The sequence below is a fragment of the Alteromonas naphthalenivorans genome, from assembly GCF_000213655.1.
Taxonomy (GTDB): Bacteria; Pseudomonadota; Gammaproteobacteria; order Enterobacterales; family Alteromonadaceae; genus Alteromonas; species Alteromonas naphthalenivorans.
The window spans coordinates 4096058-4111217 of sequence record NC_015554.1 but is presented as its reverse complement, the minus strand read 5'-3'; the positions used below and the strand labels follow the sequence as shown (position 1 = coordinate 4111217).

Here is a 15160-nt window from a genome sequence, read left to right as displayed (position 1 = left end):
CTTCCACCTGCGAGGACAAAACAATGGATAAGCTTAGAATTAACGGTCAAAGATTATGGGACAGCCTGATGGAAATGGGCGAGATTGGCGGCACTGAAAAAGGCGGATGTAACCGCTTGGCCGGCACAGATCTAGACAAGCAAGCTAGAGACTTGTTTTGCGCATGGTGTGAAGCCACTGGATGTGAGATTAAAGTAGATAAATTCGGGAATATATTCGCCAAACGCCCAGGTATTAATAACGAACTCCCTTCTGTTGCCACCGGCAGCCACTTAGATACTCAACCTACTGGTGGTAAGTTCGACGGCGTATTCGGTGTATTGTCAGGTGTTGAAGTACTTCGCACCCTACATGAAAATAATATTACTACCCCAACCCCCATTGAAGTTAGTGTGTGGACCAACGAAGAAGGCTCACGCTTTCAGCCTGCCATGCAAGGTTCTGGCGTATATGTAGGCCGTTTTGATTTACAACAAGAACTAGATAAAACCGACGTGAACGGTTTACGTTTAGGCGACGAATTAGCTCGCATAGGCTACTTGGGTGAAGAAGAGTTAGGTAGCCGTAATATAGGCGCCTTTTTTGAAGCCCATATTGAGCAAGGCCCAATATTAGAAGATGAAGAAAAGCGCATTGGTGTAGTACGTTTAGGCCAAGGTATTCGTTGGTACAACGTAGAAATACAAGGCCAAGAGTCTCATTCTGGCACCACGCCAATGCACTTACGCAAAGATGCCATGGTTGCCACAGGCAAAATTGTAGCGGAAATCGAATCGCTAGCTAACCGTTATGACAACGGCTTGGGCACCGTAGGTTTTATGCAGGTTTATCCAAATTCACGTAATACTATTCCTGGAAACGTGAAATTCAGCGCCGATTTACGTAATCCTAACCCCGACGTGTTGGCTACCATGCATGAAGAGTTCGTGGCCTACTGCGACGCGGTAGCCAAAGAGCGTAATTTAGAGATTACCGTGGATAACTTCTGGTACTTTGCGCCGGTCGAATTTAATGCCTCGGATGATGTGAAAGCCGCCACTGAAAACTTAGGGTATTCACACATGGATATCTACGCGGGCGCAGGTCACGATGCCTGTTATATGGCCGACCTAGTTCCTGCGGGCATGATTTTCACGCCTTGTGAAAATGGTATTAGCCACAACGAAATTGAATACTCTAGCCCTGAGCAATGTGAAGATGGCGCAAATGTGTTGCTTCATACCATGTTAACCGCCAGTAAGCGTATTGCTGAAGCTGCTGGTGCCCCTGTTACTGAAGACGAGGGAGCAAGCGTATGAGTTCAGAAATCAGTGAGGTCACACTTAGTAAATCGGTGACCGAGAGCGACTATTTTAACGAAGACCTTGCACCTACTAAGCTTTCTGAGCGTACGTGGGGTACGGGAAACATAGCGGCGCTATGGGTAGGTATGGCGGTGTGCGTACCTACTTACACCCTTGGCGGCGTGCTTACCAGCTACTTCGGTTTATCGGTGATGGAAGCCTTATTCACTATTTTGTTAGCAAACATAGTGGTACTTATTCCTCTTACGTTAAACGCCTTTCCTGGCACTAAGTTTGGTATTCCCTTTCCGGTGGTACTTCGTTCATCGTTTGGTGTGGTGGGCTCGAATATTCCCTGCTTAATTCGGGGTTTTGTAGCCTGCGGCTGGTTTGGTATTCAAACCATGTTTGGTGGCCTTGCCATCCATTTGTTTTTATCGTCGGTATCAGACGGCTGGGCCCAGCTTGGCGGTATGGGGGAAGTCATTGGCTTTTTTGCTTTTGGTGCGTTAAATGTCTTTATCGTAATTAAAGGGTCAGAGTCGATTAAATGGTTAGAAACCCTAGCTGCCCCGTTGCTCCTTATTGTAGGTGCAGGGCTTATTTGGTGGGCGAGTGATAAAGTATCGGTTACTGAGGTTTTAGCCACACCCGCAAGTCGCCCTGAAGATGCAGGCTTTTTCAGCTATTTCTTCGCCGGACTCACTGCCATGGTAGGTTTTTGGGCAACACTGTCGTTAAATATTCCTGATTTCAGTCGTTATGCTAAAAGCCAAAAAGCCCAAGTAACTGGGCAAATCATAGGCTTACCCCTCACCATGTTTATGTTTGCTGCCTTAGGGGTATTACTGACCTCTGCGTCAGTGACCTTAGTTGGTGAAACCGTATCCGATCCGGTAACGCTTATTGGTCATATTGATAGCCCGTTTTTTGTGGCAATCGCCATGCTACTTATTATTGTGGCTACCTTATCTACTAACACCGCCGCTAACGTAGTATCTCCCACCAACGATTTTCAAAACATAGCACCAAAATATATTAACCATACCCGCGGCGTTTTATTAACTGGCTTAGTAGGTGTGTTATTGATGAGTTGGGAGCTATTAAAGAAGGCCGGCATTATAGAGTCTGACGTTAGTGTAGAAAGCCTGTACTCAAATTGGTTGCTGGGTTATTCAAGCTTACTGGGCCCTATTGCGGGCATAATGATTGTTGATTACTTCCTGATTAGAAAACAAGAGCTAGATGTAGCCGCACTGTACACCAGCAGTGCCGCTTACCCGAAAGTGAATTGGGCTGGTTTTGTCGCTTTCTTAATTCCAGTTGGCATCACATTGTTAGCCATTACTGCAGATGTATTCACATGGTTTTATAACTATGGATGGTTTACCGGTTCTATTTCTGGCGCCATCATTTATTACTTTGCCGCGGGCAAGCTAGTTAACACCGTGAACACAAACGTTGGTGAGCTAGCAAAAGCCTCTTAATTTTACGCGAAACAGGACACGAAAATGGCCATATTATTACGCGGTGGTACCGTAGTTACCCACGAAATGACTTACAAAGCCGATGTACTTTGCGAAGACGGAAAAATTACTAAAATCGGCGAAGATCTTGCTGTAAATGAATCAGATGTAGAGATAGTCGATGTCTCTGAAAAGCTAATCATGCCCGGCGGCATCGACCCGCACACACATATGCAACTGCCATTTATGGGTACGGTAGCCGCCGATGACTTTGCCTCTGGCACCGCTGCCGCCCTAGCAGGTGGCACCACGACCATTATCGATTTTGTTATCCCAAGCCCAGGACAGCCTTTGATGGAGGCTTATCAGCAGTGGCGAGACTGGTCTGAAAAATCCATGTCTAACTACACCTTCCACGTGGCGATAACCTGGTGGGATGACAGCGTTCATAAAGACATGGAAACCCTGGCTACCGAATACGGCATTAATAGCTTTAAGCACTTCATGGCGTACAAAAATGCCATCATGGCCACCGATGATATTCTGGTGTCTAGCTTTACCCGTTGTATGGAATTGGGCGCTATTGCCACCGTGCATGCTGAAAACGGTGAATTGGTGTATCACTTACAGCAACAGTTAATGGAAAAAGGTATTACAGGGCCTGAAGCGCATCCGTTATCTCGCCCGCCTATGGTTGAAGGTGAAGCGGCTTACCGTGCCATTAGTATTGCTGAAACCCTAGGCGCACCTTTATATTTAGTGCATTGCTCGGTAGAAGAGTCGGTTGATGCTATTCGTTATGCACAGCAGCGCGGGCACCATGTTTATGGTGAAGTGTTAGCTGGGCATTTAACGGTTGATGATAGTGTGTATCAAGATGTCAGTTGGGAGCGCGCAGCGGCCCACGTTATGAGCCCACCGTTTAGGCCTAAAAAGCATCAAGACGTATTATGGAAAGCCCTACAGTCGGGCACGTTGCAAACCACCGCTACCGATCACTGCGCCTTTTGCAACGAACAAAAAGCGATGGGTAAAGATAACTTCACGCAAATTCCAAACGGCACCGCTGGGGTAGAAGAACGCTTGGCAGTATTGTGGGAAAAAGGCGTGAACGGCGGCAAAATAACCCCTAACGAATTTGTAGCGGTAACGTCTACCAACGCAGCCAAAATCTTCAATATGTACCCCGCTAAAGGTGCAGTACGTGAAGGTTCTGATGCCGACATAGTGATATGGGATCCGAAAGGCTCAAAGGTGATTTCAGCCGAAACCCATATGTCGAATATTGAAACCAATATTTTTGAAGGGATGGAAGTTACCGGTGTACCTGTGATGACCATTTGTAATGGTAATATCGCGTGGCAAAACGGTGAGTTGTTAGCGAAGGCGGGCGATGGAAAATACGTTATGCGCCCCACGTATGCGAACTTTTATCAATCGCTTCAAAAGCGAAAAGCATTAGCGGAGCCTAAAGCGGTAGACCGCACATCAGCGTAAAACTCAGCGTATAGCGTACAATAAAAAAGAAAAAGGCCAGTCGATTTGAAATGACTGGCCTTTCTTTTATCTTCTTTTAAATTAAAAGCTTACAGCGTAAAGCTACACCAGCTGTTGACCTTCCTTATAATATTGCAACGCCGTGGTGCTATCGTGTCTACGTTCACTAATGGCTGACAGCAATAACAGGTCATCTTTGTTCGATTCCATCTTCACGGCTTTTAATAACACTTTCTCCGCTAGAATGTCGTCACCAGCGTTAAACGCGACTCTTCCCAACGTTGAATATAACTCAACATTTTCGCTGTCTTGTTTAATCCAGCTTTCCAGCAACCGCAGTGAAGGGGCAGCATTCGGAATGTTCAACTGGGTGAAATAGGGAAATAGAGCAGGGTGCGGGCCACGTTTTTGCCACTCTACTAGCAGCGTTTGTGCTTCGGCATGCATGCCTTGTTCAAGCAATTGTTGAATATAAGCCGCGCGATAAGCATCGTCTTGCTTAATTTTACGAGGTAATCCTTCCCAGTGGGTTTTAAGCTCAGCAGCGCCGTTTTTGCTGGCAATTTCAGCTAGCTTGCCCTTGGCAATTCTCTGTGACCATGCGGTATAATCTTCTTTGGGTAACGCCTTGCGCCAACCGCTTAGCTTTTCTTGCAAGGTTTGCCATTGGCCTTGCTCTGCCATTATCGACGCTTTCAGTTGTATCACTTGTGGGTTGTTGGCTTCTTCTTCATCTAAGCTATCTAGCTTTTCAAGTGCGTCGGTATACTTACCTTCAGAAACATCAATGCGCGCCATCACAATAGTGGCAGCCACTTTGGCACTGTCATACTCTGCTGCTTGCAGTAAGAAGTAACGGGCTTTTTGTGGGTCGTTTTGGCTTTGTGCTACTTGTGCGGCAGCCAAGTAGTTTACCCCTTCAAAATCACCATTTGTGGTTTGGCTAAGTGCCTTGTGAGCACTTTTTAGGTCGCCAGCTGCTAATGACTGTAAACCATGGTAAAAGGCACGCTTGCGTTTACGCTCACCTAATGCACCAAACCAACGGTGAGATCCCGTTACCAAGCTTAATGTCCATAACACCAACTTAGAGATAATATACCAGCTGATAATGGCGCAAATAATGATAATGCAAAAACCAATTAGGCTGGTTTCTATCGCGGTATTACCTAATGAAATCAGCACGTAGCCTTTGTCGCCCAAAATCATGGGGCCAACAATAAGCGCAACAATAAATGCGGCCAGCACCGCAAGGGCAATGACTAACCATTTCATAATGCGCTAGCTCCCTGACTGAATGCTTGTTTTACACGAGATTCTAATAATTGCTCAAGCGGCTTTTGTGATGCCAACTGACTAGGGATTGGTTGTGAAATGTCGGTATCAACAAGGTTATCAAGTGCTGAGATAAAACCAGTAACTTGGCTCTTTTCTACATCGTAATGCTCTTCAAGCATGGTTTTAGCGTAAAGCAAAGATTGCTCATACAGACCTGAGTCCGCTTTAAGTGCAGCAGACTGAGCGTGCATTAATTGTAAGCGAAGCTGCTCTTTCACTAAAAATTGAGCTTGCAGCGACATCACAGGTTCAACCGGACCCTCTAAGCTTTTCACGGTTAAGAAACCATCGACAATGGAGTGCCATACTTTCGCAAGGTTCTCTTTCCAGTCGTCCGCCGATTCAGACAGTTCGTTGCTATCAGCATTTGCGTCTACTGGTTTTTCAAAGGTATCTAACGGTAACTTATCGATTTGCGCCAACATGCCGGTGAGGGCAAGCGCCACTGAACTTTGTGATACTGGGTTCATTTGCTGAAGGGTTTGAATGTCTTCAGCAAGTTTAGCGCGAACCGGCAACACCGAAGGGTCGGCTAGTGATTTCAATCGCTTATCTGCGTTCACTAATAACAAGGTTGCTGTACGAACATCGTTTTCCAACCACAATTTTCTACCTGCCATGCGAACCAAATAATCAGCCTCGGCAATAAGCCAATCGGCAGGGCGCTGACCTTCCATGCTATTGAGTTGTTGCTGGGTTGCTTCTGCTTGTTGCACTAACGCACTGTTTTGTTGTTGCAGTGCATTAAGCGTCTCTTTCAATTCATCGTTTTGCCTATTTAGCGTACGCAATGCGTCTGCTGTCTGCTTACGATCGGCAAGCATGTCGTTGACTTGCGCTGTATTTGCCTGTTGGGCTTTGGCAAGGGAATCGCTGCTGCCTTGTTGTTGGGTGTAGTACCAGTAACCAGCACCAATAATGCCTAGAACTAAAAGGAAAATAATAATAACCACAAACCATAGAAGCTTGGTTCCCGACGATTTTTTCGTTTTTTGTGGTGTGCTTTTAGATGAAGCTTTAGGTGATACGGTATCGCTAGCGGAAGCCGTGTTCGCTGACGTCGCTTCTGATGTCGTACTTGATGATGATTCCACGCTTACCAATTCCCCGTTTTGAGGGTCCTTCTCATTCTTGTCAGACATTTAATACTCCCAATTTTCCTTTACCCAGGCAATTAATGCCTGATCGGTGGCGCGGTTGCACACCGAAACGCGTGCTATCCCAAGATTACGTAAACTCGTTGCAACTCGTTCACTTACCGTTAACCAGGGCAACGCTAATATTTGTCTACTATGAGTAGAAATAAGTTGCTTTGCTAAATTCTCGCTTGTAGCGATAATGCCGCTAACATCGCCAATTTTCCAGCGCTTTGTGTAAATTGGGTTTGTAAGTGGTTCTCTTTTATAAACACAAAACTCGGTAACCGATATGCCTCTCTCGCCCAAAACGTGAGAAAGCTTATCTCTACCACCTTCGCCCTTTATAATAACGACTTGTGTACAGTTTGCCTCATTAAGTTGCTGCATGACCAGTATACCTTCGGACGTATGTAGCGAAGGGGTGACGATTTTTAAAGGTAAATTAGCGCTGTGTAATGCGTTAGCCGTGGCATCGCCAACCGCTATTAACGTAGGGGGCGCAGATAAAAAAGAGGCTTGATTAAGTGCGTGAAGTGCTGCTGGCACGGCATAAATGCTAGTAACAATAATAATATTAATGCTGGGCGAGCCCAACAAAAACTGTTGTAGCTTGCCTGCCTTACTAGGGATGCTTTGAATATCTGATGTAGCAACGCCTATTGTATCAATACCCGCCTGCTCAAATGCATCTGCACTTGCTTGTAATTTAGGAAGGGGGCGGGTAATCAGCAGCATAAGTTTGTAATAATATAAGTTAGCAACAACATACATTAGTCATACAATGCGCTAAGAATTTCCCCTGCACCTTGTTCAAGCAATGCCTCGGCGACTTCTACGCCAATACTCTTCGCATTTTTTGTAGGGCCTGTTGCAGAAGCGAACAATAAGGTTGAGCCATCTGGCTGTCCGACCATGCCGGTTAAGGTTATGCTGTCTCCGTCAAGGGTAGCAAAACTACCAATAGGTACTTGGCAACCGCCTTCTAAGCGTTCATTCATAGCACGCTCTGCGCTCACTCGGGTTTGAGTTTCACCATGGTTCAGCGCTTGAAGTAACGCAATAAGCTCGGCATCGTCATTACGACACTCAATACCTACCGCACCTTGCCCAACGGCAGGAAGTGATACCGAAGCCGGCAAGCCCGTTTTAATGCGCTCTTCCATGCCCAAACGTATGAGGCCCGCAGAGGCAAGAATGATGGCATCGTATTCACCCGCATCTAGTTTGGCGAGGCGGGTATTCACGTTGCCGCGTAAGTCTTTAATTTTCAGATCTGGACGATGCTTACGAATTTGGCATTGGCGGCGAAGGCTCGAGGTACCCACCACAGCACCTTCTGGTAACGCGTCTAAATTATCGAAGTGATTTGAAACAAAGGCATCAAATGGGTTTTCGCGTTCACAAATAGCGTGAAGGCCAAAGCCTTCTGGGAATTCAACCGGTAGATCTTTCATTGAATGCACGGCAATATCGGCTCTGCCTTCTAACATGGCGACTTCAAGCTCTTTTATAAACAAGCCTTTACCACCAATTTTCGCCAGCGGCGTATCAAGTATTCTATCGCCCTGAGTGCTCATAGGCACCAACTCAACCGCTATCCCATCGTGATGCTCTAACAGTTTCGCTTTCACGTATTCTGCTTGCCACAGCGCCAGCGCGCTTTTGCGTGTAGCGATGCGAATAGTTCGGTTTTTTTCAACTGGCATTTTTGAATATCCTATCTAAGTTCTACACCCCAAAAAACTAAAGTGTTTACCTGTTTTTGGTAAAAAGGGGTAATTAATAACGTTATTGTACTGAAAACTTACGTCAGCGCACAGGTTTACGGTTGGAGAAATATATAACTACTGACTATGCTTGGTTTACTCATTTTCCTTCAGTTATTTCTTGGGCTCCATGGACAGCATTTCTGTGCGACAGTTTTTAAAAAGCAACCATCAAAATGATGCCGAAATAAAACGCCGTCGATTAACTTTGTATTTTATTTCCTACGTGGGCGGCACAATTATGGCCGTGCTTGCTATTCAAAACGTATTTCGTGGCGATCATTTACTTGCTTTCTTTCTGGGGCTCTTTTCAGTTTCAGTATATGGGAATGCGGTACTGTCTCACCTGTACAATAAAAATGATATTTTCTATTATCTAGCAGGCGCTCTTGTCATAGTAATGATATCTACTATTACCATTACTGGCGGCTATCACAACACAGGTCTGTACTTCGTATTTCCGTTAATTTGTATTCAAATTATAGTTGTGCAATTTAGGGCTGCAATTGTCTATGTGTCTGTCACTATGTTGCTGGTATTTTTGATAGTTTCAAATCAAGATGTTATTCCCGCAAGTTATCGACCAGAAGATGTATCTCGATTTCTCATTTCGTTAAGTTGTTTTATTGCCGTATTTTTTATTGGCGAATATTTTTGGCACCAAAGCCGAAAAGAAATGATGTCGGATAACTTGGAGAAGATGCGCCAGGCGCACACCGACCCGCTAACTAAAATACCGAACCGTCGATTTTTAGAGTCGGTATATTTCGAACGCGCTATTAACAATCCAGTGGATTATTTTCCGCTAAGTGCCGTAGTAGTAGATGTCGACTTCTTCAAGAAGATAAATGACACATACGGGCATGATGTAGGAGACAAAGTGTTAATTCACCTCGCTCAAATCATGCGCAGTGCTATTCGTTCAACTGACTTGGTATCGCGCACTGGTGGAGAAGAATTTTTGATCATTTACCCAGCCACGCCGCTGAGTGTGGCGGTTAAGCTTGCTGAGAAAATACGTATAGAGATTGAATCTACCCCCTTCGAAGATGGAGATATCCGACACCCCCTTACATCGAGCTTTGGGGTAGCTACTGCCCTAGCAGACGTGAATGTAGAAGCCGCAATAAAATTGGCAGACGACAATTTATATGAAGCTAAGCGCACGGGTAGAAACTGCGTGGTTTAAATGCCCAGCCTTGCTTTTTTAAACGCAGACTGGGCTTGCAATACGATATCAGCCTAGAACTTTTTTAAGCCACGCTGAAATATCACTTATTTCTTGCATACAGACGTTGTGCTGCATGGTATAGGTTTGCCAAGTGGCATTAAAACCATTCTCAGTTAACGTTTTATAAGCCGCGTTACCCATAAAAATAGGCACCACTTCATCTTGTTCGCCATGAGCCATCATGATGGGAATGTCTCGATTTACGTCGGTAGCTTCTTGTGCCAACAAACTTGGTTCACACATATAAGTGGAAAGTGCCATAACACCAGCCAACTTATGCTTAAAGCGAGGCGCAAGGTGAAGTGCAATAACCCCCCCTTGTGAGAAGCCTGCTAATACAATCCTATCGGTAGGAATGCCTTTGTCGACTTGCTCTTGGATAAGTGTTTCTACATGAGCGGCGGACTCAAGCACACCACTTAAGTCTGCACGGCTATTAAAATCGAGTGACTTTATGTCATACCAAGCACGCATCCGCATACCACCATTAATGGTAACGGGGCGCTCTGGAGCATGAGGAAAAATAAATTTTACCGACATACTATCGGGTAGCTTTAACTCAGGGACGATAGGCGCAAAGCCATGACCCGAGTCGCCTAAACCATGAAGCCAAATCACACAGGCATTTGGCGTAGAGCTGGGGTTGTGTTCAACGTAAGGCAAAGTTGTTGCTCCATGTTTATGTGTCGTACTTTTTGTCTTTCCCTAAAACAGCGCCGAATTTAAGCTAACTGTAAATGCATTGCTTTGTTAAAGGTACACGCGTAGGCAATGTGAGTATGTGTTCGAAACGATTGCTACTACGGCTTAACGGTTCAATATGCTATCATTGCTCCACGAAATCACCATATTTTAAGATATATTTAATACTTTCATGGCATCTTTACTCGGAAACTTATTTATACTTGCAGCGCCATCAGGCGCAGGAAAATCCAGCCTTATAAAGGCGTTAATGGAAAAGTACGCGTCTAATAGCGATAATGCAATGGAAGTGTCAGTGTCCCACACTACCCGTAAACCTCGTCCGGGGGAAGTGGATGGGCAGCATTATCACTTCGTCAGCCGTGAACAATTTGAAGCGCTAATTGAACAAGGCGTTTTCTTTGAATGGGCTGAAGTGTTCGGTAATTACTACGGCACATCACGGGTAACCATTGAACAAACCTTGCACCGTGGTATAGATGTATTTCTAGATATTGATTGGCAAGGCGCACGCCAGGTGCAGAAACTGATGCCTGATACATGCGGTATTTTCATTTTGCCTCCTTCAATCGAGGTGCTAGAGCAACGTTTAACCAATCGTGGTCAAGATAGCGATGAAGTGATTGCCGGTAGAATGAAAGAGGCCGTGGCAGAAATGTCCCATTTTAGTGAGTTCAGCCACGTTATTGTTAATGATGATTTTGCGACCGCGCTTAACGATTTAGAAGCGATTGTGATTTCACAGCGTTTACGAACAATGAAACAACAAATGCGTTATCAGCCTTTATTGGACGAATTGCTCGGATCTGCTTAATATTTATATTGATTTAAATTCGCACAAACCGCTAGGATCGCGCAGTACAAGAGTGTATACTGCGCGGCCGTTTTTTGAATTACTTGATCAACCTAATTTTCGGAGAAATACATGGCCCGCGTAACAGTTGAAGATGCCGTAGATAAAATTGGTAACCGCTTTGATTTAGTTTTAGTAGCGGCTCGTCGTGCACGCCAAATTGCCACCGAAGGTAAAACTCCAATGGTTGATGTGCAAAACGATAAGCCTACCGTAACTGCACTTCGTGAAATCGAACAAGGTTTGGTAACTGCTAGCACACTTGAACAAGACGATTTGCGTGATCAAGAACAACAAGAACACGCTGAATTTTCATCAGTTGCTAACATTCTTTCTGATCAATAGTTACGTCGTATAGGTAACTATTGTATGTTTAAGCGCCAGTGCTTTGAAAAAAGCACTGGCGCTTTGCTTTTTGGGTATTGGCTAAAGGCTCAATTCTACGTATTCTAAAGGTTGTAACGTTAATCAGGAGTCGCACTAGTCCGTGTATTTGTTTGAAGGCTTAAAACAGAAAGTAATAAAGTACTTACCCTCTGACCGAGTTCAGCTGGTACAAGAGGCATTTGTGTTGGCTCAAGAAGCTCACGATGGCCAAATGCGCTCAAGTGGCGACCCTTATATTACGCACCCTGTTGCTGTTGCCAGTATTCTTGCCGACATGCATTTAGACCATGAAACTCTCATGGCAGCTTTGCTACACGACGTGATTGAAGACACCCCTTACAGCCAAGAAGATCTTGCTGAAGCTTTCGGTGAAACCGTTGCTGAGCTGGTGGAAGGGGTAAGTAAGCTAGATAAAATTGCTTTTAGCAGTAAGCAAGAAGCACAGGCTGAAAACTTCCGTAAAATGATGATGGCCATGGTGCAAGACATCCGGGTTATTCTGATTAAGCTAGCTGACCGTACCCACAATATGCGTACACTCGGTTCGCTTCGCCCTGACAAACGCCGTCGCATTGCTCTTGAAACCCTTGAAATTTATGCACCTATTGCCCATCGTTTAGGTATTCACGATATTAAAAATGAGCTAGAAGACTTAGGTTTTCTTGCCATGTACCCTATGCGCCATCGCGCACTGAAATCAGCGGTTCGCCAAGCACGCGGTAACCGTAAAGAAATTATTGAAAATATTCGTGAAGAACTTAGCACTCGCTTAACGGCTTATAAAATTGAGTCGGACGTACTGGGCCGCGAAAAACACCTGTACTCTATTTATCGTAAAATGCGTAATAAAGAACTCATGTTCAACGAAGTGATGGACATTTACGCGTTTCGTATTGTGGTTGACTCAGTCGATAATTGTTACCGCTCGTTAGGCGCCATGCATAGCTTGTATAAGCCTATTGAAAACCGTTTTAAAGATTACATTGCTATTCCCCGTACCAATGGCTACCAGTCATTGCACACCTCGCTTATTGGTCCCCATGGTATTCCAGTAGAAATACAAATTCGTACCCAAGAAATGGATCAAATGGCTGATAAAGGGGTTGCCGCGCATTGGCTTTATAAAGAGCCTGGCGACAACGGCACTACTGCGCAACTAAGAGCGCGTAAGTGGATGCAGTCGTTACTTGAGCTTCAACAATCAGCCAGTTCATCCTTCGAATTTATTGAATCGGTTAAAACCGATTTATTCCCAGAAGAAATATACGTGTTTACCCCAGATGGCCGCATTATTGAGCTGCCCATGGGCGCTACGGCTGTAGACTTCGCCTACGCGGTGCATTCAGATATTGGTAACACCTGCGTTGGTGTTCGAGTAGAGCGTAGAAACTACAGCTTAAGTAAGCCACTACAAAATGGCCAAACCGTAGAGATTATTACCTCACCTAAAGCTAAGCCCAATGCTAATTGGCTGAACTTCGTAGTAAGTGCTCGCGCACGCACCCGCATTCGCCAATATTTGCGTAAACAGCATTCGCAAGAAGCTGTGAACATGGGTAACCGCTTACTGCGCCATGCATTAGGTGAAGTGAAGCTGGACGATATTCCAGAGGCCGATATTGAACGGGTAGTGGCTGAAACTAAGCATGACGACTTTGATTCTTTACTTATAGATATAGGCTTAGGTAACGAGCTAAGCGCTATTGTTGCCCGCCGATTGTTAGGTGAGAACACAGATTTACCAGAGAAAAAAGGTAACGTGGCTATCCGCGGTACCGAAGGATTATTGGTGCATTATGCCCGTTGTTGTCACCCTATCCCTGACGATGAAATTGTGGCGGTATTAAGCCCTGGCCGTGGTATGACGATTCACCAAATTGGTTGCAACAACATTCGCAAGCTTTCAAAAGAAGAGCCTCAGCGCGTATTACCAATGCGTTGGGACGATGAACCTCAAGGTGAATTTAAAGCCTCGCTGCGAATTGAACTGTTTAATCATCAGGGAACCCTTGCTACCCTAACGAACACAATTTCTGGTTGCGATTCCAATATTATTGGACTGCAAACAGAAGAAAAAGAGAGTAATATCTACTTTATCGACATCGAAATTACCACGCAAAATCGCGTACATTTGGCAAGAGTGATGAAAAAAATCCGCACCATGCCAGAGGTTCAGAAAGTGTCACGTCATAGTCAGTCCAGACACTAACTTTTTAAAAATTTTTAGGATCCATTATGTCTAAGTCTATTATTCAGACCGATAAGGCACCTGCCGCTATTGGTACTTACAGTCAAGCCGTTAAGGCTGGCACAACAGTATATCTTTCAGGCCAAATTCCTTTAGTGGCAGAGACCATGGAAATGGTTTCAGAAGACTTTGCTGAACAAGCGGTACAGGTTTTTGAAAACTTAAAAGCGGTGTGTGATGCCGCGGGTGGCACCACCAACGACTTGGTAAAAGTGAACATCTTTCTTATCGATTTAAGTCACTTTGCGACGGTAAATGAAATTATGAGCCGTTACTTTACCAAACCATATCCAGCCCGTGCTGCAGTGCAAGTGTCTGCATTGCCTAAAGGCGCACAAATTGAAATCGACGGCGTGATGGAATTGCCGGAGTAAGCCATGTCGCCAGAGCGCTACCTTCGCATTCGAAGTGCGTTGGCAAAAAGGCAAACTGACCTTACGGTTTGCCTCGAAAATGTACACAAACCCCACAATGTATCGGCGGTAGTCCGTACTTGTGATGCCATTGGCATTCACCGCGTGCATACCGTGTGGGAAGAGAAATATCAGTTTCGTGGCGACACCGCCATGGGCAGCCAGCAATGGGTTCGCCAAACTAATCACGACAGTTTAGGAAACGCTATAGGCGCACTGAAGCAGCAGGGTATGCAAGTGTTAGTCACTCATTTGTCTGATACTGCCGTGGGCTTTCGTGAGGTGGATTACACCAAACCTACCGCGATTATTTTTGGTCAAGAACGCTACGGCGCTACCGATGAAGCCATTGCTATGGCCGATCAAGATATCATCATTCCTATGGCGGGCATGGTGCAGTCGTTGAATGTGTCGGTTGCGGCAGCGTTAGTGCTTTATGAAGCACAGCGTCAGCGGGAACTAGCCGGCATGTACGATGTTGAACACTTACCCGAAGAAGAATGCCAAAAACTCTTGTTCGAAAGAGGTTACCCCAGACTGTGCGCTCTAAGTAAGACGAAAGGGGTTCCATATCCTGCGATTGACGACATTGGCCGCATTGATGCACCAGCAAGTTGGTGGAAGCAAATGCAGCTAACGCCTGAAGCGTTACACGCCCTATCTGACAATGACGAGGCAGTGTCTACGCGCGCCTAGCCTGCTCATACTTATAGTACCTGTCATACTGGCCTTAAACCGTACTCGCCAAGCTTCTCGCAATCTATTACACTTCGTTTCTAATAAATGATTGCTTTCATTACCCTAATGAAATCATACGCTTGTTTTAAGGAATGTCGG

Annotated in this window: 14 protein-coding genes; 9 read left to right on the top strand and 5 right to left on the bottom strand. The window is 45.3% G+C overall.

The annotated features are described in order from the left end of the window. Positions 1 to 23: 23 nt before the first annotated feature. Genes AMBT_RS18000 through hydA form a run of 3 tightly spaced genes read left to right on the top strand, consistent with a single transcriptional unit; the run spans position 24 to position 4246 of the window. Complete coding sequence (locus AMBT_RS18000; RefSeq protein ID WP_013786078.1) at positions 24 to 1298, top strand: Zn-dependent hydrolase; 1275 nt, start codon at positions 24 to 26, stop codon at positions 1296 to 1298. Next, the gene (locus tag AMBT_RS17995) at positions 1295 to 2770 is read left to right on the top strand and encodes an NCS1 family nucleobase:cation symporter-1 (protein ID WP_013786077.1); all 1476 of its coding nucleotides are present in this window, start codon (positions 1295 to 1297) and stop codon (positions 2768 to 2770) included. The genes AMBT_RS18000 and AMBT_RS17995 overlap by 4 nt, the downstream gene beginning before the upstream one ends. Positions 2771 to 2794: 24 nt before the next feature. Continuing rightward, positions 2795 to 4246, top strand: coding sequence for a dihydropyrimidinase (hydA, locus tag AMBT_RS17990; protein WP_013786076.1), 1452 nt, complete (start codon positions 2795 to 2797; stop codon positions 4244 to 4246). Between the two features lie 102 nt (positions 4247 to 4348). Here hydA and AMBT_RS17985 read toward each other — a convergent pair whose 3' ends face one another. The 4 genes from AMBT_RS17985 to hemC are packed head-to-tail and all read right to left on the bottom strand — an operon-like array spanning position 4349 to position 8429. After that, positions 4349 to 5521 (bottom strand): heme biosynthesis HemY N-terminal domain-containing protein, encoded by a 1173-nt coding sequence (locus tag AMBT_RS17985; RefSeq protein ID WP_013786075.1) that lies wholly within the window; start codon positions 5519 to 5521, stop codon positions 4349 to 4351. Beyond that, the gene (locus AMBT_RS17980; protein WP_013786074.1) at positions 5518 to 6726 is read right to left on the bottom strand and encodes a uroporphyrinogen-III C-methyltransferase; all 1209 of its coding nucleotides are present in this window, start codon (positions 6724 to 6726) and stop codon (positions 5518 to 5520) included. Before AMBT_RS17980 ends, AMBT_RS17985 begins: the two co-directional genes overlap by 4 nt. Then, positions 6727 to 7494: a uroporphyrinogen-III synthase gene (locus AMBT_RS17975; RefSeq protein WP_013786073.1), complete on the bottom strand. Its 768-nt coding sequence runs from the start codon at positions 7492 to 7494 to the stop codon at positions 6727 to 6729. Next, the gene (gene hemC / locus AMBT_RS17970) at positions 7494 to 8429 is read right to left on the bottom strand and encodes a hydroxymethylbilane synthase (RefSeq protein WP_013786072.1); all 936 of its coding nucleotides are present in this window, start codon (positions 8427 to 8429) and stop codon (positions 7494 to 7496) included. The genes AMBT_RS17975 and hemC overlap by 1 nt, the downstream gene beginning before the upstream one ends. 205 nt (positions 8430 to 8634) lie before the next feature. Here hemC and AMBT_RS17965 point away from each other — a divergent pair, with 205 nt between their 5' ends. Then, on the top strand, positions 8635 to 9678 hold the full coding sequence (locus tag AMBT_RS17965) for a GGDEF domain-containing protein (protein ID WP_232363155.1): 1044 nt from the start codon (positions 8635 to 8637) through the stop codon (positions 9676 to 9678). A 48-nt stretch (positions 9679 to 9726) separates the two neighbouring features. Here AMBT_RS17965 and AMBT_RS17960 read toward each other — a convergent pair whose 3' ends face one another. Further along, a complete protein-coding gene (locus AMBT_RS17960; protein ID WP_013786070.1) occupies positions 9727 to 10383 on the bottom strand; it encodes an alpha/beta hydrolase in 657 nt (218 codons plus the stop codon). Positions 10384 to 10594: 211 nt separating this feature from the next. Here AMBT_RS17960 and gmk point away from each other — a divergent pair, with 211 nt between their 5' ends. The 5 genes from gmk to trmH all read left to right on the top strand — a co-directional run bounded on the left by gmk (position 10595) and on the right by trmH (position 15019). Further along, entirely contained in the window at positions 10595 to 11236 is a 642-nt protein-coding gene (gmk, locus tag AMBT_RS17955) for a guanylate kinase (protein WP_013786069.1), read from the top strand. Positions 11237 to 11347: 111 nt separating this feature from the next. Continuing rightward, positions 11348 to 11620, top strand: a complete 273-nt coding sequence (gene rpoZ, locus AMBT_RS17950; RefSeq protein ID WP_013786068.1) for a DNA-directed RNA polymerase subunit omega — start codon at positions 11348 to 11350, stop codon at positions 11618 to 11620. A 142-nt stretch (positions 11621 to 11762) separates the two neighbouring features. Next, on the top strand, positions 11763 to 13871 hold the full coding sequence (gene spoT / locus AMBT_RS17945; RefSeq protein ID WP_013786067.1) for a bifunctional GTP diphosphokinase/guanosine-3',5'-bis pyrophosphate 3'-pyrophosphohydrolase: 2109 nt from the start codon (positions 11763 to 11765) through the stop codon (positions 13869 to 13871). A 26-nt stretch (positions 13872 to 13897) separates the two neighbouring features. Next, the gene (locus AMBT_RS17940; protein WP_013786066.1) at positions 13898 to 14284 is read left to right on the top strand and encodes a deaminase RidA; all 387 of its coding nucleotides are present in this window, start codon (positions 13898 to 13900) and stop codon (positions 14282 to 14284) included. Between the two features lie 3 nt (positions 14285 to 14287). Then, the gene (trmH, locus tag AMBT_RS17935; protein ID WP_013786065.1) at positions 14288 to 15019 is read left to right on the top strand and encodes a tRNA (guanosine(18)-2'-O)-methyltransferase TrmH; all 732 of its coding nucleotides are present in this window, start codon (positions 14288 to 14290) and stop codon (positions 15017 to 15019) included. Positions 15020 to 15160: the final 141 nt, after the last annotated feature.